This is a genomic window from Streptomyces shinuiensis (assembly GCF_043660855.1).
Classification (GTDB): domain Bacteria; phylum Actinomycetota; class Actinomycetes; order Streptomycetales; family Streptomycetaceae; genus Streptomyces.
In genome coordinates this window covers 4,144,802-4,164,797 of sequence record NZ_JBIHML010000001.1, presented here as the reverse complement: position 1 = coordinate 4,164,797, position 19,996 = coordinate 4,144,802, and the positions used below count along the sequence as shown (strand labels likewise).

The window sequence follows — 19,996 nt, the reverse complement described above, 5'->3', positions numbered from 1 at the left end:
CGGGATCTCCATCTCATTTGACAATCATTTCCAACTAGGGTGAAAATGAGTGTCATGAACGCTCGACGCCGCCCTCTCATACCCCGCCCCCGCCGCACCGCCGCCCGTACCGCACTGGCCGGAGCCGCCGCCATGGGCATGCTCGGCCTGACCGCCTGCGGAGCAGGCGAGGCGGGAGAGACGGGAGGGGACGCGAGCGGCGGGGTGGACGTCGTCGCCTCGTTCTACCCGATGCAGTTCCTCGCCGAGGAGATAGGCGGGGAGCACGTCTCGGTCAGCTCCCTGGTCGGGCCCGGTGTCGAGCCGCACGACCTGGAGCTGAGCCCGCGGCAGACCGCCGTGCTGGGCGAGGCGGACCTCGTGGTCTACCTCAAGGGGTTCCAGCCGGCCGTGGACAAGGCGATCGAGCTGTCCGGCGTGGAGAACGTCGCCGAGGTGACCTCCTACACCGAGCCGGCGGAGCGCGACCCCGGCCACGAGGAGGAGCACGGGGACGAGCACGGGGACGGCCACGGAGAGGAAGGCCACGAGGAAGAGGGCCACGAGGGCCACGACCACGGCGGCGAGGGAGCCACCGACCCGCACGTCTGGCTCGACCCGGTGAAGTACGCCGAGGTCGCCGAGGGCGTGGGCGACGCCCTGGCGGAGGCGGACCCGGACCACGCCGGCGACTACCGGAAGAACGCCGACGCCCTGGCGGAGAAGCTCAGGGACCTGGACGCGGACTTCCGCGAGGGCCTGGAGAACCGCAGGACCGACACCTTCATCACCGCCCACGCGGCCTTCGGCTACCTCGCCGACCGCTACGGCCTCCATGAGGAGTCCGTCGCCGGTCTCGACCCCGAGTCCGAGCCCAGCGGCGCGAGGATGAAGCAGCTGCACCGGGTGGCCGAGGAGGACGACGTCGACACGGTCTTCTTCGAGGCGGCGGCCGGCGAGCGCACCGCGAAGACCCTCGCCGACGACCTCGGGCTGCGCACCGACGTCCTCGACCCCGTCGAGGGAGTCACCGACGCCTCCCCCGGCGACGACTACTTCGAGATCATGCGGGCCAACCTCCAGGCCCTGCGGAAGGCGCTCGGCGCCCGGTGAGGAGGCCGATCATGACGAACGAGCACACCGCCACGGCGCGGGCGGCACCACGGAGCACGCGGCCGGTGGCGCCCCCGGTGCTGTCCCTGCGGGACGTGACCGCCTCGCTCGGGGCGCGGCCGGTGCTGCGCGGCATCGACCTGGCCGTGGGGCGGGGCGAGGTCGTCGCCCTGCTCGGCGCGAACGGCTCGGGCAAGTCCACGACGGTGCGGGCCGCCGTCGGCCAGGTGCAGACCTCCGGCGGCGAGCTGGAGCTGTTCGGCACACCGCTGCGCCGCTTCCGCGACTGGCACCGCGTGGGCTACGTACCGCAGCGCTCGACCGCGGCGGCAGGCGTACCCGCGACCGTGCGCGAGGTCGTCGCCTCCGGGCGGCTGGCCCGCAGGCGGCTGGGGCCGCTGGGACGCGGCGACCGGGCGGCGGTACGGCGGGCCCTGGAGCTGGTCGGGCTGGCCGACCGGGCGCGGGACTCGGTGAACGCGCTCTCCGGCGGTCAGCACCAGCGCGTGCTGATCGCCCGCGCGCTGGCCGGCGAGCCCGAGCTGCTGGTCATGGACGAACCGCTGGCCGGTGTGGACCTGCTCAGCCAGCGCGTCCTGGCCGAAGCTCTGCGCGAACAGACCGCCGGGGGCGCCTCCGTCTTGCTGGTGCTGCACGAGCTCGGCCCGCTGGCCCCGCTGATCGACCGCACGGTCGTCCTGCACGACGGCCGCGTGGAGCGCGTGGAGGGCACCGCACACCTCCACGACCAGGCGTGTCATCCGCACGCCGACTCATCCGCCGAACGGACCCGAACCGGACTGCTGACGTGATCGAGATACTCCAGCCCGCCTTCATGCAGCGCGCGCTGCTCTCCGCGCTGCTGGTCGGCGTCGCGGCCCCCGCCATCGGCATCTACCTCGTCCAGCGCCGTCAGGCGATCATGGGCGACGGAATCGGGCACGTGGCCCTCACCGGTGTGGCGCTGGGCTTCCTGCTGAGCACCAGCCCGGTGTGGACGGCCGTGGTGGTCGCCTCGCTCGGCTCGGTCGCGATGGAGCTGATCCGCTGGTACGGCAGAACGCGCGGCGACGTGGCCCTGGCCATGCTGTTCTACGGCGGCATGGCGGGCGGCGTACTGATCATCAACCTGGCACCGGGTGGCACCACGGCCGATCTCCTCTCCCCGCTCTTCGGCTCGGTCATGACCGTCTCGCCCGAGGACGTCACCGCCATCGTGGTGCTGTCGGTCCTCGCCCTGGCGGTCTCCTTCGGACTGCGGCGGCAGCTTTTCGCCGTCTGCCAGGACGAGGAGTTCGCCCGGGTCAGCGGGCTTCCGGTGCGGCTGCTCAACCTGCTGCTGGCCGTCACCGCCGCCGTCACCGTGACCGTGGCCATGCGGGTGGTGGGCCTGCTGCTGGTGAGTGCCCTGATGGTGATCCCGGTGGCCGCGGCCCAGCAGGTCACGCGCGGCTTCGCGACCACCATGGGGCTCGCGGTGGGCATGGGCGTGCTGGTGTCCGTGTCCGGCACCACCACCTCGTACTACGCCGACGTCCCCCCCGGTGCCACCATCGTGCTGCTGGCCATCGCGCTGTTCGCCCTCCTGTCCGCGGCGGCCCCGCTGCTGAACCGCGCGCGGCTGAGGGCGCGGGCGCGGGACGAGGAGGCGTCCGCACGGGGGGAGCGGGAAGGAGACCGGGAGGGGGGAGGCCGGGAGGCGGCGGAAGGCGTTACGGTCGTGCGGTGACCGATGGTCGTCGGCGGACGGCGCGGCCGATGACACCACCGGTGCGGAGTGCGCCCGGCGGCGCCCGCCGCACCTGGCACAATGGCCGATCAGCTACACGAGGTAGCGCCGACTCTAGGAGGCAATGGTGGCGACCGCAGGTCCCCCCGTACGCGGCCGGTCGACCCGGCAGCGCGCCGCTGTGGCGGCGGCGCTCAGTGAGGTCGACGAGTTCCGCAGCGCCCAGGAGCTGCACGACATGCTCAAGCACCGAGGCGACTCCGTCGGCCTGACCACCGTCTACCGCACGCTCCAGTCGCTCGCCGACGCCGGCGAGGTGGACGTGCTGCGCACCGACGAGGGCGAGGCCGTCTACCGCCGGTGCAGCAGCGACGACCACCACCACCATCTGGTCTGCCGCAACTGCGGCAAGGCCGTGGAGGTGGAGGGGCCCGCGGTGGAGAAGTGGGCGGACTCCATCGCCACGGAGCACGGCTTCGTGGACGTGGCCCACACCATCGAGATCTTCGGCACCTGCGGCGAGTGCGCCGCGGCCCGGAGCGCCAAGGCCTGACGGCTCCGGCGCGGCGGCCCCGGCACTCCCCACCGGGAGTGCCGGGGCCGCCGCGCGTCCGGCTCCGCGCGTCCGGAGCGCGGCGTCAGACCTGCGGCGGTACGGTCCCCTCCGGCGGGGCGGGCGCCGCGCCGCCGAAGCGGCGGTCGCGGCGGGCGTACTCCAGGCACGCCTCCCACAGGTTGCGGCGGTCGAAGTCCGGCCACAGCACGTCCTGGAAGACCATCTCGGCGTACGCGCTCTGCCATATCAGGTAGTTGGAGGTGCGCTGCTCGCCCGAGGGCCGCACGAAGAGGTCCACGTCCGGCATGTCCGGGTAGTACAGGTACTTCGCGACGGTCTTCTCGTTCACCTTCGACGGGTCCAGCCGCCCGGCCCGCACGTCCGCCGCGATGGCCGCCGCCGCGTCGGCGATCTCGGCCCGGCCGCCGTAGTTGACGCAGAAGTACAGCGTCATGGCGTCGTTGTCCTTCGTCTGCTCCTGCGCCACCTGGAGCTCCTGGACGACCGACTTCCACAGCTTGGGCATCCGGCCGACCCAGCGGATGCGGATGCCGAGCGCGTCCATCTCGTCGCGGCGGCGGCGGATGACGTCGCGGTTGAAGTTCATCAGGAAGCGGACCTCCTCGGGGGACCGCTTCCAGTTCTCGGTGGAGAAGGCGTACAGGGAGAGGTTCTTCACGCCCATCTCCAGGCAGCCCTTGAGCACGTCCATCACGACGCCCTCGCCGACCTTGTGCCCCTCGGTGCGCGGCAGCCCGCGCTGCTTGGCCCAGCGCCCGTTGCCGTCCATCACGACCGCCACGTGGCCTGGTACCAGGTCGGCGGGGATGCGCGGCGGACGCGCGCCCGAGGGGTGCGGTTCGGGGGTGAGGTACTCGCGACGCTGCCGGGACAGCATTCCGCGCCGTGCCATGCGGTTCATCTCCAGTCGGGCGGGGCCCGGGAAGGCCGCGCCTGGGTGAGGACGGGGAAGGGTTACCGGGAGCGTAGCCGGTCGGCTCCCTCAGGTCTTCTCGACGTAGCGCAGGGAGCGCAGGCCCCGCTCCAGGTGCCAGTGCAGATACGCCGACACCAGTCCGCCGCCCTCGCGCACGTGCCGCGCCTCGGCCGCGTCGGCGGTCGCCCAGTCACCCGTCAGCAGCGCGCCCAGCAGCCGCAGCGCGTCGGGGGACGGCACGACGCTGCCCGGCCTGCGGCAGTCGGCGCACACCACCCCGCCGGCGGCGACGGAGAAGAACCGGTTGGGGCCGGGCAGCCCGCACTGGGCACACGCCTCGAAGCTGGGCGCGTAGCCGCCCACGGCCAGGGAGCGCAGCAGGAAGGCGTCCAGCACCAGTGCCGGGGCGTGCTCGCCGGCGGCGAGGGTGCGCAGACCGCCGATCAGCAGCAGGTACTGCTGGACGTTGGGCTCGCCCTCGTGGTCGGTGAACCGCTCGGCCGTCTCCAGCATGGCCGTCCCGGCGGTGTAGCGGGCGTAGTCGGTGACGATGTTCCGCCCGTACGGCGCGATGGTCTCGGTCTGGGTGCACAGCGGCAGGCTGCGGCCGACCAGATCGCTGCCGCGCGCGAAGAACTGGATGTCGACGTGGGAGAACGGCTCCAGCCGCGCCCCGAACTTCGACTTGGTGCGCCGCACGCCCCGGGCCACGGCCCGCACCCGTCCGTGTCCGCGCGTGAGCAGCGTGATGATGCGGTCGGCCTCGCCCAGCTTCTGGGTGCGCAGGACCACGCCGTCGTCGCGGAACAGACTCATTCCCCCATTGTCCCCCACCCTTCCCCCGACCGGGGGACACGGACCGGGGAGGGGCTGGGCCGGGAAGCGTCAGGAAGGGGTGGTGCGGGCGGCGTCCAGCAGACGGTCGGTCTCCTCCCCGCACAGCCGCAGGGTCCGGCCGACCAGGCCCAGCGTCCTGCGCTCGCCGGGGGTGTACGGGCCGTCGGCGAGCGCGATACGGGCGCCCAGCAGCAGCAGGCTCTCGCGGCCGGGCCCGGCCAGGTGCGGGGCGAGCGGGGCCAGGGCCTCGTGCAGCTCTATCTCCATCGTGACCCCGTCGGAGCCCACCGCCGCGAACAGGGCGACCAGCTGCTCCTCGGAGCAGCCGGTGAAGCCGGCGGACCGCACCCCCTCCACGGCCGCCTCGCGGGCCGAACGTGCCTCGCAGCCGCCCACCGTCAGCACCGCCAGCGCGACGGCGTGCACGGCGTCGCGGAGCATGGCGCCCAGCCGGGTGGTGGTGGGGTGGTCGAGGGTGTCGGTGCCGAAGTGTCCCTCGCAGGCCGCGCACTCCAGCACGGGCCCGGCCTCACCGCGCGGCAGCACGGGGAGGCCGAGCACCACCAGGCGGCGGCGCCCGGTACGGCGTCTGTAGTTGCGGTCGCCGCCGCAGGAGGGACAGAAGAACTCGCCGTCGTCGACCGTGTGCCAGGCCGTGCGGACACCCGCCAGCCGTAGTCTCCGGCCGTCCCGGCCCCGGGAGTGCACCACTGCCGTACCTCCGTCACGCTCCTGCGCCATTGCCGCGTGGGCGTGATGTTAACCACATCGATGAGGCGCCGTCAGTACCCCGGAGGTCACCCATCTCTTCCCCTTGTGGCCCTTGCGGGCCGGGCCGGAGGACGTACGAGCAGGTCGGAAAGGGTCTCGCGGCGTCCGTGCGCCGGGCGGAAACCTTTGCGAAAGCATGGGGCGCCGGGGAGGCCCGGAGCCGCCGGGCCGGGCGGAGCGGGGGCCGCCGGACGCCCGCCCCCGGCGGACGGGCGTCCGGCGGGGGCGGGCGGTGTTCGCCGCGGAGGGCGCGGCCGCCGGGCCGTCAGCGGCAGGCGCGGTTGACGGCGGAGACGATCGCCTTCAGCGAGGCGCGGGTGGTGTTGGGGTCGATGCCGATGCCCCACAGCACCTTGCCGTCGATGGCGCACTCGATGTACGAGGCGGCCTGCGCGGAGGCCCCCTCGCTCATGGTGTGCTCCTGATAGTCCAGCAGCCGGGCGTCGACGCCGATGCCCTCCAGCGCGTCGAAGAACGCGGAGATCGGGCCGTTGCCGCTGCCGGTCAGCACGGTGTCGGTGCCGTCGACGGCCGCCTCGACGGTGAGGGTGTCCACGCCGTCGGTGTCGGTGGTGGTCTGGCCGTTGCGGACCTGGATGCGGCCCCAGGGGTTGTCGGGATTGGGCAGGTACTCGTCGCGGAAGGTCTCCCAGATCTGCGCCGGGGTGATCTCGCCGCCGTCGGCGTCGGTCCTGGCCTGGATGATCTTCGAGAACTCGATCTGCATCCGGCGTGGCAGGTCCAGCTTGTGGTCGTTCTTCAGGACGTAGGAGACGCCACCCTTGCCGGACTGGGAGTTGACGCGGATGACCGCCTCGTAGGAGCGCCCGACGTCCTTGGGGTCGATGGGCAGGTACGGCACCGCCCACTCGGTCTCCTCCACCGGCTTGCCGGCCGCGGCCGCGCCGGCCTCCATGGCCTCGAAGCCCTTCTTGATGGCGTCCTGGTGGGAGCCGGAGAAGGCGGTGTAGACCAGGTCTCCCGCATAGGGGTGGCGCGGGTGGACCTCCATCTGGTTGCAGTACTCGGCGGTGCGGCGGATCTCGTCGATCCGGCCGAAGTCGATCTGCGGGTCGATGCCCTGGCTGAACAGGTTCATCCCCAGCGTGACCAGGTCCACGTTGCCGGTGCGCTCGCCCTGCCCGAACAGGCAGCCCTCCACCCGGTCCGCGCCGGCCATCACGGCCAGCTCGGCGGCGGCCACGGCGGTGCCGCGGTCGTTGTGCGGGTGGGTGGACAGGCAGACGAACCCGCGCCGCGACAGGTTCCGCGACATCCACTCGAAGCGGTCGGCGTGGGTGGAGGGCGTGGAGCGCTCGACGGTGGCGGGCAGGTTCAGGATGATCTCGCGGCCCTCCTCGGGCTGCCAGACGTCCATGACCGACTCGCAGACCTCCAGGGCGAAGTCCAGCTCGGTGTCGGTGAAGATCTCCGGGCTGTACTGGTAGCCGAAGACGGTCTCGTCGCCCAGCAGCTTCTCGGCGTACTCGACCACCAGGCGGGTGCCGTCCACGGCGATCTGCCGGATGTCGTCCCTGGAGCCGCGGAAGACCACGCGGCGGAAGACCGGGGCGGTGGCGTTGTACAGGTGGACCGTGGCCCGGTGGGCGCCGGCCAGGGACTGCACGGTGCGCTCGATCAGGTCCTCGCGGGCCTGGGTCAGCACCGAGATCGTCACGTCCTCGGGGACGGCGCCCTCTTCGATGATGGAGCGCACGAAGTCGAAGTCGGTCTGGCCGGAGGAGGGGAAGCCGACCTCGATCTCCTTGTAGCCCATGCGGACCAGCAGGTCGAACATCTCGCGCTTGCGTGCGGGCGACATCGGGTCGATCAGCGCCTGGTTGCCGTCGCGCAGGTCGGTGGACAGCCAGCGGGGGGCCTTGGTGATCCGGTTGTCGGGCCAGGCGCGGTCGGGCAGCTCGACGGCCTCGTAGCCGCGGTAGCGGTGGATCGGCATGCCCGACGGCTTCTGGGTCACCGTGGCGGCGGTGATGGGCGTGGGGCGGCCTGCGCGGGAGGGATCACTGCTCATGTGGACTGGGCTCCTGTGGAGGGCGATGGGCTTCGAAACGCTTTCCGAAGGGGCCGACGACGGCATCACCGAACTCCGCGGGGAGGGGGTCGGCCGTATGACTACAGGCCCTCGCCGCGGCAGCTAAGGAGAAGCAGCCCAAAACGCATGATGCGAGTCAGCGTAACCGAGGCGGACGGTGCGTGGCGGTGCGTATCAGTATGCGAGAACCCACATGGGTGAGCACGGAGCCGGCCCCCGCCTCCCGCCGTCGCGGGGCACGGGGGCCGGTCCGCGGAAGCCGTTCCCTGGAAGCCGGGCCCTGGGAGCCGGGCCCTGGGAGCCGGGCCCTAGAAACCGAGCCTGCGAAGCTGCTTGGGGTCGCGCTGCCAGTCCTTGGCGACCTTGACGTGCAGGTCGAGGTAGACGGGGGTGCCCAGCAGCGCCTCGATCTGCTTGCGGGACTTGGTCCCGACCTCCTTGAGCCGGCCGCCCTTGGGGCCGATGACGATGCCCTTCTGGCTGGGGCGCTCGATGAAGACGTTGGCGTGGACGTCCAGCAGCGGCCGGTCCGCCGGGCGTCCCTCGCGCGGCGTCATCTCCTCGACCACCACGGCGATGGAGTGCGGCAGCTCGTCGCGCACCCCTTCCAGCGCCGCCTCGCGGATGAGCTCGGCGACCATGACCTGCTCGGGCTCGTCGGTGAGGTCGCCGTCCGGGTACAGCTGCGGGCCCTCGGGCAGGAGGGGGACGAGCAGATCGGCCAGCAGGCCCACCTGGTCGCCCGCGGTGGCGGAGACGGGGACGATCTCGGCCCACTCGGTGCCCAGTTCCTTGCCGAGCCGGTCGACGGCGACGAGCTGCTCGGCCAGTGCCCCGGAGTCCACCAGATCGGTCTTGGTGACGATCGCGACCTTCGGGGTGCGCTTCAGGGCCGCCAGCTCCCCCGCGATGAAGCGGTCGCCGGGGCCGATCCGCTGGTCGGCCGGCAGGCAGAAGCCGATCACGTCGACCTCGGCCCAGGTGGTGCGCACCACGTCGTTGAGGCGCTCGCCCAGCAGGGTGCGCGGCTTGTGCAGACCGGGGGTGTCCACCAGGACGAGTTGCGCGTCGGGTCGGTGGACGATGCCGCGCACGGTGTGGCGGGTGGTCTGCGGACGGTTGGAGGTGATCGCGACCTTCGTTCCCACCAGGGCGTTGGTGAGGGTCGACTTGCCCGCGTTGGGGCGGCCGACGAAGCAGGCGAAGCCCGCGCGGTGCGGCGCGGACTCCGCCTGCTGCTCGGGCCGGGAGGAGAGGGAACGGTCGCTCATGGTGGCCATTCTCCCCGATCCGCGGGGTGCCCCGGTACCGGCCGTCTCGCCCCCTGCCTCCCGCCCGGCGGTTCAGCCCGCGGTGACGGTGGAGCGGACCGTGCCGTCGGGGCCGACGAGCAGCACCGGGGTGGCCGGGCCACCCAGGTCGTGGACGGCGGCGAGATCGGCGGAGGGCACGGCGGGCGCCTCGGAGACCACGGCGGCGGCCTCCAGGGACTTGGCCCCGGACGCCACCGCCATCGCGACGGCCGTCTGCAGCGCGCTCAGCCGGAGCGACTTCAGGGCGACGGTTCCGGCCACGTACGTGCGCCCGGTCTCGTCGCGTACGGCCGCCCCATCGGGCACGGCGTTGCGGGCCCGCGCGCTGCGCGCGAGGGTGACGATCTTGCGGTCTTCGGGATCCAGGTCGGCGGCTTCGCTCATGCGGGTGAGCATATGTGCTCACCGCGCGGAGGGCGGCCCGGACCGGGAACGGGCGCCCTGCCGTCCCCTCCCGGCTGCCCGCGCCCTCTTGCGGCGGCCGCTCTCCGGCCGTCAGCCGCCGGCCTCGGCCGCCGCCTCGTCCTCCGGCTCCGGCGCGGGGGCGCGGACCGGCTCGACCAGGACCGTGACGATGCGGTTGCGGCGGCCGGCCGGGGACTCGGCGGTCAGCCGAAGGCCGCGCAGCGCCGGCTCGCCCCGGTGGTCCGCGTGGTGGCCGCCGCGGTGCTCACCGCGCCCCTCGGGCACCTCCACCGTCGCCGTGGCGCCCGCGATGGGGACGCGGCCCAGGAGCTTGGCCAGCAGCCCGCCGACCGTCTCCACGTCCTCGTCCTCCAGGTCCAGGCCGTACAGCTCGCCCAGGTCGCCCAGGTCCAGGCGGGCGGTGACCCGGTGGCGGCCGCCGCCCAGGTCCTCGACGGGTGGCAGCTCCCGGTCGTACTCGTCGGTGATCTCGCCGACGATCTCCTCCAGGATGTCCTCGATGGTGACGATCCCGGCGGTGCCGCCGTACTCGTCGATCACGACGGCGACGTGGTTGCGGTCCTTCTGCATCTCGCGCAGCAGGTCGCCGGCGTTCTTGGTGTCGGGGACGAAGACGGCCGACCGCATGGCCGTGGAGACCAGGTCGTTCTCGGTCTCGCGGTTGATGTGGACCTTCCGGGAGAGGTCCTTGAGGTAGACGATGCCGACGATGTCGTCCTCGTTCTCGCCGGTCACCGGGATACGGGAGAAGCCCGAGCGCAGAGCCAGGGTGAGCGCCTGGCGGATGGTCTTGAACCGCTCGATGGAGACCAGCTCGGTGCGCGGCACCATCACCTCGCGCACCAGGGTGTCGCCCAGTTCGAAGACCGAGTGCACCATGCGGCGCTCCTCGTCCTCGATCAGCGCCTCCCGCCCGGCCAGGTCCACCATGGCCCGCAGTTCGGCCTCGGTGGCGAACGGGCCCTTGCGGAAGCCCTTGCCCGGGGTCAGGGCGTTGCCCAGGAGGATGAGCAACTGCGGCAGCGGGCCGAGCACGCGGGCGAGCGGCAGCAGCACGTACGCGGCGGCCGTGGCGGTGTTCAGGGGGTGCTGGCGGCCGATGGTGCGCGGCGAGACGCCGACGGCGACGTAGGAGACGAGCACCATCACACCGCCGGCGGCGGCCAGTGCCTGCCAGGTGCTGTCGAAGGTGTGCAGGAAGCCGTAGGTGACCAGGACTCCGGCCGACATCTCGGCGGCCACCCGCAGCAGCAGGGCGAGGTTGAGGTAACGGGTGGGGTCTGCGGCGACGGCGGCCAGTTTGCCTCCGCCGCGCCGCCCGGAGCGTACGGCCTCCTCGGCCCGGTAGCTGGTGGTGCTGGCCAGGCCGGCCTCGGCGCAGGCCGCCAGCCAGGCGAGGCCGACCAGCAGGGCCGCCGCGGCGATCAGCGGGGCGCTCATGTCGTCGTCGGGGCCGGGGAGGGCCCTTCCAGGCCGCGCTCGGCGCGCCAGCCGTCGACGATCGCAGCCTGGAGGCCGAACATCTCGGTCCGCTCGCCGGGTGTCTCGTGGTCGTAGCCGAGCAGGTGGAGCACCCCGTGGACGGTGAGCATCTGGAGCTCCTCGTCCATGGAGTGCTTCGTCGGGGCGTCGGCGCCCTGCTTCTCGGCGACGTCGGGGCAGAGCACGATGTCGCCGAGGAGGCCCTGCGGCGGCTCGTCCTCGTCCTTGGGGGGCGGGCGCAGCTCGTCCATGGGGAAGGACATCACGTCGGTCGGGCCGGGGAGGTCCATCCACTGTTTGTGGAGCTGCTCCATGGCGTCGGTGTCGACGGCGATCACCGACAGCTCCGACAGCGGGTGGATGCGCATCCGGGCGAGGGCGTAGCGGGCGATGTCGAGGATCGCCCGCTCGTCGATCCCGCGGCCGGACTCGTTGTTGACGTCGATCGACATGTGGGTGGCGGTTGCTTTCCGTTACTTTCGGTCACTGCCGTCGGTGGTTCCGTGGCTGTCGTCGTAGCGCTGGTAGGCGTCGACAATACGGCCGACCAGCTTGTGCCGCACGACGTCGGTGCTGGTGAGCCGGGAGAAGTGGACGTCGTCCACGCCCTCGAGGATCTCCTGCACCTGGCGCAGGCCGCTTCTGGTGCCGCCGGGCAGGTCGACCTGGGTGACGTCGCCGGTGATCACGATCTTGGAGTCGAAGCCGAGCCGGGTGAGGAACATCTTCATCTGCTCGGGATTGGTGTTCTGCGCCTCGTCCAGGATGATGAAGGCGTCGTTGAGCGTCCGGCCGCGCATGTACGCCAGCGGCGCGACCTCGATCGTCCCGGCGGCCATCAGGCGCGGGATCGAGTCGGGGTCGAGCATGTCGTGCAGCGCGTCGTACAGCGGCCGCAGATACGGGTCGATCTTCTCGTAGAGGGTGCCGGGCAGGAAGCCCAGCCGCTCCCCCGCCTCGACGGCGGGCCGGGTCAGGATGATGCGGGTGACCTGCTTGGACTGCAGGGCCTGCACCGCCTTGGCCATGGCGAGGTAGGTCTTGCCGGTGCCCGCCGGGCCGATGCCGAAGACGACGGTGTGCTTGTCGATCGCGTCCACGTAGCGCTTCTGGTTGAGCGTCTTGGGGCGGATCGTGCGGCCGCGGTTGGACAGGATGTTCTGCGTGAGCACCTCGGCCGGTGTCTCGTCGGCGCCGCTGTCCGCGTCGCGGAGCATGGCGATCGATCGTTCCACCGCGTCCTCCGTCAGCGGCTGGCCGGTGCGCAGCACCAGCATCATCTCGTCGAACAGCCGCTGGACGAGTTCGACCTCCGCCGCCTCGCCGGTCGCGGTGATCTCGTTCCCGCGGACGTGGATGTCCGTCGACGGGAAGGCCTTCTCGATCACGCGCAGGAGGGAGTCGCCGGAACCCAGCACCGTCACCATCGGGTGCTTGGCCGGAACGGTGAAACGGGCACTCGCTTGGTTGGACCGTGCCTGGTCCGTCTGTGTCTGAGTCATGGGCCGGCTCTGTGGCCTGCGCGTCCCTCTCTGTCGCTGCTGTGTCGCCGGTCTGTCTGCGCCGCGCGCCTGGACTTCCAGGGTACGACGTGGCGCTGACAGGTCAGTAGCGATTTGTATGCCCGGCCCCGCGCCCGGGCGCCGCGGAAGGCTCACGGGCGGCTCGGGGACGGGTCACCGCCGGCGCGGGGCGGGTCACGGCCTGCGGAAACCGATGGTCGGCACCGCGCGGCGCAGCGGCCACGGCCGGGCGCAGCCGGGCAGCAGGGCGTCCAGGAAGCCGTAGCGGCTCAGGGCGGCCGGATCCTGCTCGTCGAAGTCGCGCACGCGCTGCCACCAGGCGGCGATCTCGACCCAGCCCGGCGCGGACAGCGAGCCGCCGAACTCCTGCACCGACAGGGCGGCGGTGAGCCCCGCGAAGGCCAGCCGGTCGGCCAGCGGCCAGCCCGCCAGGGTGCCGGTGACGAAGCCCGCCACGAACACGTCACCGGCGCCGGTGGGGTCCAGCGTCCCCACCGAGATGGCGGGCACCTCGGCGGTCTCGCCCGTGGCGCCGTCCACTGCGACGGCGCCCTCGGCCCCCATCGTCACCACCGCCAGCGGCACCCGGTCCGCGAGGCGGCGTGCGGCGGCGCGGGGGCAGTCGGTGCGGGTGTAGCCCATCGCCTCCCCGGCGTTGGGCAGGAACGCCTCGCAGTGCTCCAGGTCGGCGAGGTCCTCCGGGTCCCAGCGGCCGGTCTCGTCCCAGCCGACGTCGGCGAAGACCCGGCTGCCGGCCCGGGCCGCCCGTGCGATCCACTCCTGTCGCCTGCCGGGCTGGAGGGGGGCGACGCAGGCGCGGGCGGCGGGCGGGTCGCCGGGGGCGGGCTCCTCGGGCCGGGGGGCCTCGTGCCCGTGGGAGACCATCGTCCGCTCGCCCTCGTAGGCCATCGAGACGGTGACCGGCGAGTGCCAGCCGGGCGCGGTGCGCGACAGCGACAGGTCGATGCCCTCGCCCTTCTCCAGCGCCTCCCAGCAGTACTCGCCGTACATGTCGTCGCCGAAGGCGGCGGCGAGCGAGGTGCGCAGGCCGAGCCGGGCCAGGGCGGTGGCCATGTTGGCGACGCCGCCGGGGCTCGACCCCATGCCCCGCGCCCAGGACTCGGTGCCGCGCACCGGCGCCGAGTCCAGGCCCGTGAAGATGATGTCCAGGAAGACCGTCCCGGTCAGATAGACATCGCAGGGCGGGTCGTCGGGGGTGCGGAGCGCGGCGAGCGGGTCGAGCATGCGGCCAGTGTGCACGATCGGCGCGGAAGGCCACCGGCGGGTTGCGGACGGCGTCACCAGCGCGGTACGGAGGGGGCTCTCCAGTCCGGGTCGGCCCGGCGCATGGCGGCGGCGTCGTCCCGGTCGCGCATCGAGCCGTCGTCGGCCAGCCAGCGGCGGTGGAGGGCACCGAGGCGGTCGCGGTCGAGGGTGACGCCCAGGCCGGGGGCGTCGGGGACGGCGACGGCGCCCTCGCGGAAGGCGATGCGCTCGGTGAGCACGTCCTCGGTCTGCCAGGGGTAGTGGGTGTCGCAGGCGTGCCCCAGGCCGGGGACGGTGGCGGCGACATGGGTCATGGCGGCGAGGCTGACGCCCAGGTGGGTGTTGGAGTGCATGGACACCCCGACGCCGAAGGCGCGGCAGACCGCGGCCAGTTGCTGGGTGCTGCGCAGCCCTCCCCAGTAGTGGTGGTCGCTGAGCAGCACCTGGACGGCGCCGGCGGTGAACGCCCCGGCGATCTCCGGGAAGGTGGTCACGCACATGTTGGTGGCCAGCGGCAGCCCTCCGGCCCGTGCGGCGACCTCGGCCATCGCGGGCGTGCCGGCGGTCGGGTCCTCCAGGTACTCCAGCACGTCGCGCAGTTCTTCCGCGACCTTCAGCGAGGTCTCCACCGACCAGGCGCCGTTGGGGTCCAGGCGCAGGGGACTGCCGGGTAAGGCCTCGGCGAGCGCCCGGACGGCGGCGGTCTCCTCCCCGGGCGGGAAGACCCCGCCCTTGAGCTTGAAGGAGCCGAAGCCGTGGTCGGCCGCGAAACGGCGGGCCTGGGCGACGATCCCGGCCGGGTCGAAGGCCGCGCCCCAGTCGTCGCTCCCGTCCGCCGCGCCACCGGGGTGTGCGGCCCAGCGGTAGAACAGGTGGGCGCTGTACTCGACCCGGTCGCGCACCCTCCCGCCGAGCCGGGCAGCGCCAGCATCAGCAGTGTCTTGCCCAGGGCGTCCAGACAGGCCACCTCGAAGCCGGAGACGACGGACAGCCGCAGCTTGCCGGCGGTCTGGACGCCGCGCAGCCCGCCGACGTCCACCGAGCCGTCCGTCCGGTGGCCGCCCAGGGGGATTCCGCCGGCGAGGGCGAGCAGCCCGTTCAGGTCGCTGACCGGGTGTCCGGGCAGCCGCCGGGCGAAGGAGCGTGCCGGCTCCAGGTACTTGGTGTCGCCGCAGGTCTCCCCGACCCCGGTGACGCCGCCGGCCGTGACCACCTCGACGATCAGGCGCGGGGTGTGCGGCTGGTGGACGCCCTGGGTGTTGAGCAGGGGCGGGTCGGCGACGAGGATCGGGGTCAGGCGCACCTCGGCGATGGTCAGGTCCTTCACCGGCGACTCCTGTCGGGTCGGGGCCGACGGCGGGCTTCCGGGGCCGGGGCCGCCCCACCACCGGCCTGTTCTCCTACGTGAACTCCGCCCACGTACGGAGACGGAGACTAGGCACGGCGGAGGAGGGCGTCAAGGGTGCCCGTACGCTTCCGGAAGCGGGCGCGCGCGGGCGCGGTCGCGGAGGGGACGTGCGCGGAGAGGGCGCGCGCGGGGCGGCGTGGGCGGGGCGGCGTGGGCGGTGGTCAGCGCCGCCGGGGCAGCGGCACCCGCGTCAGGTCCTCGGCCACGGTCAGCTCCCCGGTGAACCCCGCCTCCCGGGCCTGGGCGGCGAACCGGGCCGGGTCGTCGTAACGCTGCGAGAAGTGCGTGAGCACCAGGTGCCGCACCCCCGACCGCGCCGCGGCGGAGGCCGCCTGGCCCGCGGTGAGGTGGCCGTACTCCCGCGCCAGGGCCTCCTCCTCGTCGAGGAAGGTGGCCTCGATGACCAGCATGTCGCAGCCCTCGGCGAGCGCGTACACGCCGTCGCACAGCCGGGTGTCCATCACGAAGGCGAAGCACTGCCCGGGGCGGGTCTCGCTCACCTCGTCGAGGGTTACCCCGCGCAGCTCGCCCTCGCGCTGGATACGGCCGACGTCCGGGCCGTGGATGCCGTGGGCGGCGAGCCGCCCGGGCAGCATCCGGCGCCCGTCGGGCTCGGCCAGGCGGTAGCCGTAGGACTCCACCGGATGGGACAGGCGCCGCGCCTGGAGCGTGTACGCCGCGGTGGCGGCCAGCGTGCCGTCGGCGGCGACCGGCTCCTCGCGCAGCTCGGCCGTCTCCCGGTAGGCGGTGGCGTACCGCAGGCGGTCGAAGAAGCGCTGCCCGCTCGCCGGGTAGTGCGCCGTGACCGGGTGCGGCACCCGGTCGAGGTTGATGCGCTGGATGACCCCGGCCAGCCCCAGGCTGTGGTCGCCGTGGAAGTGGGTGACGCACAGCCGGGTGAGGTCGTGGGCGGCCACGCCCGCGCGGAGCATCTGGCGCTGGGTGCCCTCCCCGGGGTCGAACAGCAGCGCCTCGCCGTCCCAGCGCAGTACGTAGCCGTTGTGGTTGCGCCGGCGGGTGGGCACCTGGCTGGCGGTGCCCAGCACGACCAGTTCGCGTACGGACAACGGGCTTACCCGGGGGGCCAGTTCAGGCCGCGTCCGCCGAGGACGTGGGCATGCGCGTGCCAGACGGTCTGCCCGGCGCCCGCGCCGGTGTTGAAGACGATCCGGTAACCGACGGCGGCGCCCCCGGGCGGGGCGATGTTCTCCTGCTCGGCGACCTCGCCCGCCGCGCGCAGCACGTCGGCGGCAAGCTGCGGGGCGGCGGCGGCCAGCGCGGCGGCGTCGGGGTGGTGCTCCTTGGGGATGACCAGCACATGGGTGGGCGCCTGCGGGTTGATGTCCCGGAAGGCGAGCGTGGTGTCTGTCTCGTGGACGATCGTCGCCGGGACGTCCCCCGCGACGATCTTGCAGAACAGGCAGTCCGCCTGCGGTTCCTCCGCCACGGTGGCGCCTCCCGCTGTGAGGTGGGTCGGTCGGTGGTCACGCAGCGCCGATCGTACCCCGCCCGCGACGCGGGTGATCAGGACCAGCGGCCGGTACGTCCCAGCAGCAGCGCCGCCGCCGCCGTACCAGCCGTGGAGGTGCGCAGCACGCTCGGGCCCAGCCGGTACGGGCCCGCGCCCGCCTGCGCGAAGGCGTCCAGCTCCTCCGGGTCGACCCCGCCCTCCGGGCCGACGACGAGCACCAGCTCGCCCTCGGCGGGCAGTTCGGCGGTCGCCAGCGGACGTGAGCCCTCCTCGTGGAGGACCGCGGCGAAGGCGGCGGACGACAGCAGCGGGAGCAACTGCCGGGTGGTGGCCGGCTCGGCGACCTCCGGGAAGCGCAGCCTGCGCGACTGCTTGCCGGCCTCTCGCGCGGTGGAACGCCACTTGCGCAGCGCCTTCTGCCCGCGCTCGCCCCGCCACCGCGTGACGCAGCGCGACGCGGCCCAGGGCACGATCGCGTCCACGCCCGTCTCCGTCATCGTCTCCACGGCCAGCTCGCCGCGGTCGCCCTTGGGCAGGGCCTGGACGACGGTGATCCGCGGGCGCGGCTCCGGCTCGGTGCGCACCCCGGCGACGGCGACCTCCAGCCGGTCCTTCCCCTCGACGGCCGCCACGGTGCCGAAGGCCCCGGCGCCCGCACCGTCGGTGAGGACGATCTCCTCGCCGGCGCGCAGCCGTCGCACCGCGACGGCGTGCCGGCCCTCGGGTCCCTCCAGCGTCAGCACGGCGCCGGGAGCGGCACCGGCCAGGACGGCGGTCTCGGCCAGGAAGACCGGGGCGGTCACGCGGGCCGCCAGGCGTGGTGCCCCGGCCGGGCGGCCGGGGTGATCAGCTCGGTGGGCATGACGGCATCCTGCCACGCCCGCCGGGGGCGACCCCCGGACCCCCGGCCGCCCCGCCTCAACGACCGTTGAACGCATCCTTCAGCCGCGAGAACAGCCCCTGCTGTCCCGGCTGGAACTGGCCCGTCGGCCGCTCCTCGCCCCGCAGCTTGGCCAGGCGGCGCAGCAGCTCCTCCTGCTCCGGGTCCAGCTTGTTCGGCGTCTGGACCTCCACATGGACGATCAGGTCGCCGCGACCGCCACCGCGCAGATGCGTCACGCCGCGCTGGTGGAGCGGGATCGACTGGCCGGACTGGGTGCCGGGCCGGATGTCGACCTCCTCCAGGCCGTCCAGCGTCTCCAGCGGGACCTTGGTACCCAGCGACGCCGCCGTCATGGGGATGGTGACCGTGCAGTGCAGGTCGTCGCCGCGCCGCTGGAAGACCGGGTGCGGCGCCTCGTGGATCTCGACGTACAGGTCGCCCGCCGGGCCGCCGCCCGGGCCGACCTCGCCCTCGCCGGCGAGCTGGATGCGGGTGCCGTTGTCGACGCCGGCGGGGATCTTCACCGTCAGGTTGCGCCGCGAGCGCACCCGGCCGTCGCCGGCGCACTCCGGGCAGGGGGTGGGCACGACCGTGCCGAAGCCCTGGCACTGCGGGCAGGGGCGCGAGGTCATGACCTGGCCCAGGAAGGACCGGGTGACCTGCGAGACCTCGCCGCGGCCGCGGCACATGTCGCACGTCTGCGCGGAGGTACCCGGGGCCGCCCCCTCGCCGCTGCACGTGGTGCAGACGACCGCCGTGTCCACCTGGATGTCCTTGGTGGTGCCGAAGGCCGCCTCGTCCAGCTCGATGTCGAGCCGGATCATGGCGTCCTGGCCACGCCGGGTACGGGACCTCGGCCCGCGCTGGGAGGCGGCGCCGAAGAAGGCGTCCATGATGTCGGAGAAGTTCCCGAATCCCCCGCCGAAGCCGCCGCCCCGGCCCGCGCCGCCCGTGGGGTCGCCGCCGAGGTCGTACATCTGCTTCTTCTGCGGGTCGGAGAGCACCTCGTAGGCGGTGTTGATCTCCTTGAACCGCTCCTGCGTCTTCGGGTCCGGGTTGACGTCAGGGTGCAGTTCGCGCGCGAGCCGGCGGAAGGCCTTCTTGATCTCGTCCTGCGAGGCATCGCGCTGCACGCCCAGGACCGCGTAGTAGTCGGTTGCCACTTACGACTCCGCGAGAATCTGTCCGACGTAACGTGCCACTGCGCGTACCGCTCCCATCGTTCCGGGGTAGTCCATGCGGGTCGGCCCGACCACACCGAGCTTGGCGACCGCCTCGTCTCCCGAACCGTAACCGACCGAGACGACCGACGTTGAAGTCAGCCCCTCGTGAGCATTCTCATGGCCGATTCGCACCGTCATGCCCGGATCCTTCGCCTCCCCCAGCAGTTTGAGCAGGACGACCTGCTCCTCCAGAGCTTCCAGCACCGGCCGGATGGTCAGCGGGAAGTCGTGCACGAAGTGGGTGAGATTGGCGGTGCCGCCGATCATCAGCCGCTCCTCGGTCTCCTCCACCAGCGTCTCCAGAAGGGTGGCGAGCACGGTCGACACCGTGCCGCGGTCCTCCTGGTCGAAGGACTCCGGCAGATCCTGCACCAGCCCGGGCACCTCCGAGAAGCGCTCGCCGACCACCCGGCTGTTGAGCCGGGCGCGCAGATCGGCCAGGGACGACTCCGAGATGGGGGCCGGGCAGTCCACCATGCGCTGCTCGACCCGCCCGGTGTCCGTGATCAGTACGAGCATCAGACGCGCGGGGGCCAGAAGCAGCAGCTCGACGTGGCGGACGGTCGAGCGGGTCAGCGAGGGGTACTGGACGACGGCGACCTGGCGGGTGAGCTGGGCCAGCAGCCGCACGGTGCGGCTGACGACGTCGTCGAGGTCGACGGCGTCCTCCAGGAAGTTCTGGATCGCCCGGCGCTCCGGCTTGGACAGCGGCTTGACGCCCGCCAGCTTGTCGACGAACAGGCGGTACCCCCTGTCGGTGGGGACACGGCCCGCGCTGGTGTGCGGCTGTGCGATGTACCCCTCGTCCTCCAGGGCCGCCATGTCGTTGCGCACGGTGGCCGGGGAGACCTGGAGATTGTGCCGCTCGGTCAGCGCCTTGGACCCCACCGGCTCCTGTGTGCCCACGTAGTCCTGGACGATGGCGCGCAGGACTTCGAGTCTGCGTTCGCTGAGCATCTGGGCGCACCTCCCGTCCGGCCGTCTCTTCCCGGTCCTCTTTCCTGGCACTCTCAGCCGGTGAGTGCC

General features: G+C 72.9%; 19 protein-coding genes and 1 pseudogene. 4 read left to right on the top strand and 16 right to left on the bottom strand.

Annotation, left to right across the window (positions count from 1 at the left end):
* The first annotated feature begins 45 nt into the window (after positions 1-45).
* The 4 genes from ACGRHY_RS18845 to ACGRHY_RS18830 all read left to right on the top strand — a co-directional run bounded on the left by ACGRHY_RS18845 (position 46) and on the right by ACGRHY_RS18830 (position 3,374).
* Positions 46-1,092, top strand: coding sequence for a metal ABC transporter substrate-binding protein (locus ACGRHY_RS18845; protein WP_394636486.1), 1,047 nt, complete (start codon positions 46-48; stop codon positions 1,090-1,092).
* A gap of 11 nt (positions 1,093-1,103) precedes the next feature.
* The gene (locus ACGRHY_RS18840) at positions 1,104-1,904 is read left to right on the top strand and encodes a metal ABC transporter ATP-binding protein (RefSeq protein WP_394636485.1); all 801 of its coding nucleotides are present in this window, start codon (positions 1,104-1,106) and stop codon (positions 1,902-1,904) included.
* Entirely contained in the window at positions 1,904-2,821 is a 918-nt protein-coding gene (locus ACGRHY_RS18835; protein WP_394638116.1) for a metal ABC transporter permease, read from the top strand. Before ACGRHY_RS18840 ends, ACGRHY_RS18835 begins: the two co-directional genes overlap by 1 nt.
* A gap of 127 nt (positions 2,822-2,948) precedes the next feature.
* On the top strand, positions 2,949-3,374 hold the full coding sequence (locus ACGRHY_RS18830) for a Fur family transcriptional regulator (protein WP_394638115.1): 426 nt from the start codon (positions 2,949-2,951) through the stop codon (positions 3,372-3,374).
* Positions 3,375-3,459: 85 nt separating this feature from the next.
* Here the strand turns inward: ACGRHY_RS18830 and ACGRHY_RS18825 are convergent, their stop codons facing one another.
* The 16 genes and pseudogenes from ACGRHY_RS18825 to hrcA all read right to left on the bottom strand — a co-directional run bounded on the left by ACGRHY_RS18825 (position 3,460) and on the right by hrcA (position 19,927).
* A complete protein-coding gene (locus ACGRHY_RS18825; protein WP_394636484.1) occupies positions 3,460-4,290 on the bottom strand; it encodes an isoprenyl transferase in 831 nt (276 codons plus the stop codon).
* 90 nt (positions 4,291-4,380) lie between these two features.
* The gene (gene recO, locus ACGRHY_RS18820; RefSeq protein ID WP_394636483.1) at positions 4,381-5,130 is read right to left on the bottom strand and encodes a DNA repair protein RecO; all 750 of its coding nucleotides are present in this window, start codon (positions 5,128-5,130) and stop codon (positions 4,381-4,383) included.
* A 69-nt stretch (positions 5,131-5,199) separates the two neighbouring features.
* Positions 5,200-5,862: a tellurite resistance TerB family protein gene (locus ACGRHY_RS18815; RefSeq protein WP_394636482.1), complete on the bottom strand. Its 663-nt coding sequence runs from the start codon at positions 5,860-5,862 to the stop codon at positions 5,200-5,202.
* Between the two features lie 325 nt (positions 5,863-6,187).
* The gene (gene leuA, locus ACGRHY_RS18810) at positions 6,188-7,954 is read right to left on the bottom strand and encodes a 2-isopropylmalate synthase (RefSeq protein ID WP_394636481.1); all 1,767 of its coding nucleotides are present in this window, start codon (positions 7,952-7,954) and stop codon (positions 6,188-6,190) included.
* A 329-nt stretch (positions 7,955-8,283) separates the two neighbouring features.
* Complete coding sequence (gene era / locus ACGRHY_RS18805) at positions 8,284-9,255, bottom strand: GTPase Era (RefSeq protein WP_394636480.1); 972 nt, start codon at positions 9,253-9,255, stop codon at positions 8,284-8,286.
* 63 nt (positions 9,256-9,318) lie between these two features.
* A complete protein-coding gene (locus ACGRHY_RS18800; protein WP_394636479.1) occupies positions 9,319-9,684 on the bottom strand; it encodes a cytidine deaminase in 366 nt (121 codons plus the stop codon).
* A gap of 99 nt (positions 9,685-9,783) precedes the next feature.
* The gene (locus tag ACGRHY_RS18795; protein WP_394636478.1) at positions 9,784-11,154 is read right to left on the bottom strand and encodes a hemolysin family protein; all 1,371 of its coding nucleotides are present in this window, start codon (positions 11,152-11,154) and stop codon (positions 9,784-9,786) included.
* On the bottom strand, positions 11,151-11,648 hold the full coding sequence (gene ybeY / locus ACGRHY_RS18790) for an rRNA maturation RNase YbeY (protein WP_394636477.1): 498 nt from the start codon (positions 11,646-11,648) through the stop codon (positions 11,151-11,153). Before ybeY ends, ACGRHY_RS18795 begins: the two co-directional genes overlap by 4 nt.
* A gap of 21 nt (positions 11,649-11,669) precedes the next feature.
* A complete protein-coding gene (locus ACGRHY_RS18785) occupies positions 11,670-12,698 on the bottom strand; it encodes a PhoH family protein (protein ID WP_394636476.1) in 1,029 nt (342 codons plus the stop codon).
* A gap of 195 nt (positions 12,699-12,893) precedes the next feature.
* Positions 12,894-13,964, bottom strand: coding sequence for a PfkB family carbohydrate kinase (locus ACGRHY_RS18780; RefSeq protein ID WP_394636475.1), 1,071 nt, complete (start codon positions 13,962-13,964; stop codon positions 12,894-12,896).
* Positions 13,965-14,017: 53 nt separating this feature from the next.
* Positions 14,018-15,312, bottom strand: a pseudogene (locus ACGRHY_RS18775) (enolase C-terminal domain-like protein).
* Positions 15,313-15,554: 242 nt separating this feature from the next.
* Positions 15,555-16,460 (bottom strand): ribonuclease Z, encoded by a 906-nt coding sequence (locus ACGRHY_RS18770; protein WP_394636474.1) that lies wholly within the window; start codon positions 16,458-16,460, stop codon positions 15,555-15,557.
* A 5-nt stretch (positions 16,461-16,465) separates the two neighbouring features.
* Entirely contained in the window at positions 16,466-16,840 is a 375-nt protein-coding gene (locus ACGRHY_RS18765) for a histidine triad nucleotide-binding protein (RefSeq protein ID WP_394636473.1), read from the bottom strand.
* Positions 16,841-16,917: 77 nt separating this feature from the next.
* Positions 16,918-17,667: a 16S rRNA (uracil(1498)-N(3))-methyltransferase gene (locus ACGRHY_RS18760; RefSeq protein ID WP_394636472.1), complete on the bottom strand. Its 750-nt coding sequence runs from the start codon at positions 17,665-17,667 to the stop codon at positions 16,918-16,920.
* Between the two features lie 115 nt (positions 17,668-17,782).
* Positions 17,783-18,910, bottom strand: a complete 1,128-nt coding sequence (gene dnaJ, locus ACGRHY_RS18755; protein ID WP_394636471.1) for a molecular chaperone DnaJ — start codon at positions 18,908-18,910, stop codon at positions 17,783-17,785.
* Positions 18,911-19,927, bottom strand: a complete 1,017-nt coding sequence (gene hrcA / locus ACGRHY_RS18750) for a heat-inducible transcriptional repressor HrcA (RefSeq protein ID WP_394636470.1) — start codon at positions 19,925-19,927, stop codon at positions 18,911-18,913.
* Between the last annotated feature and the right edge of the window lie 69 nt (positions 19,928-19,996).

What these genes read in the sequence shown, in the direction of transcription:
- ACGRHY_RS18795 (WP_394636478.1), bottom strand. Translation starts at nt 11,154, where the DNA reads ATGAGCGCCCCGCTGATCGCCGCGGCGGCCCTGCTGGTCGGCCTCGCC.
- ACGRHY_RS18800 (WP_394636479.1), bottom strand. Translation starts at nt 9,684, where the DNA reads ATGCTCACCCGCATGAGCGAAGCCGCCGACCTGGATCCCGAAGACCGC.
- ACGRHY_RS18780 (WP_394636475.1), bottom strand. Translation starts at nt 13,964, where the DNA reads ATGCTCGACCCGCTCGCCGCGCTCCGCACCCCCGACGACCCGCCCTGC.
- recO (WP_394636483.1), bottom strand. Translation starts at nt 5,130, where the DNA reads ATGAGTCTGTTCCGCGACGACGGCGTGGTCCTGCGCACCCAGAAGCTG.
- era (WP_394636480.1), bottom strand. Translation starts at nt 9,255, where the DNA reads ATGGCCACCATGAGCGACCGTTCCCTCTCCTCCCGGCCCGAGCAGCAG.
- ACGRHY_RS18845 (WP_394636486.1), top strand. Translation starts at nt 46, where the DNA reads ATGAGTGTCATGAACGCTCGACGCCGCCCTCTCATACCCCGCCCCCGC.
- ACGRHY_RS18785 (WP_394636476.1), bottom strand. Translation starts at nt 12,698, where the DNA reads ATGACTCAGACACAGACGGACCAGGCACGGTCCAACCAAGCGAGTGCC.
- leuA (WP_394636481.1), bottom strand. Translation starts at nt 7,954, where the DNA reads ATGAGCAGTGATCCCTCCCGCGCAGGCCGCCCCACGCCCATCACCGCC.
- ACGRHY_RS18840 (WP_394636485.1), top strand. Translation starts at nt 1,104, where the DNA reads ATGACGAACGAGCACACCGCCACGGCGCGGGCGGCACCACGGAGCACG.
- ACGRHY_RS18825 (WP_394636484.1), bottom strand. Translation starts at nt 4,290, where the DNA reads ATGGCACGGCGCGGAATGCTGTCCCGGCAGCGTCGCGAGTACCTCACC.
- ybeY (WP_394636477.1), bottom strand. Translation starts at nt 11,648, where the DNA reads ATGTCGATCGACGTCAACAACGAGTCCGGCCGCGGGATCGACGAGCGG.
- hrcA (WP_394636470.1), bottom strand. Translation starts at nt 19,927, where the DNA reads ATGCTCAGCGAACGCAGACTCGAAGTCCTGCGCGCCATCGTCCAGGAC.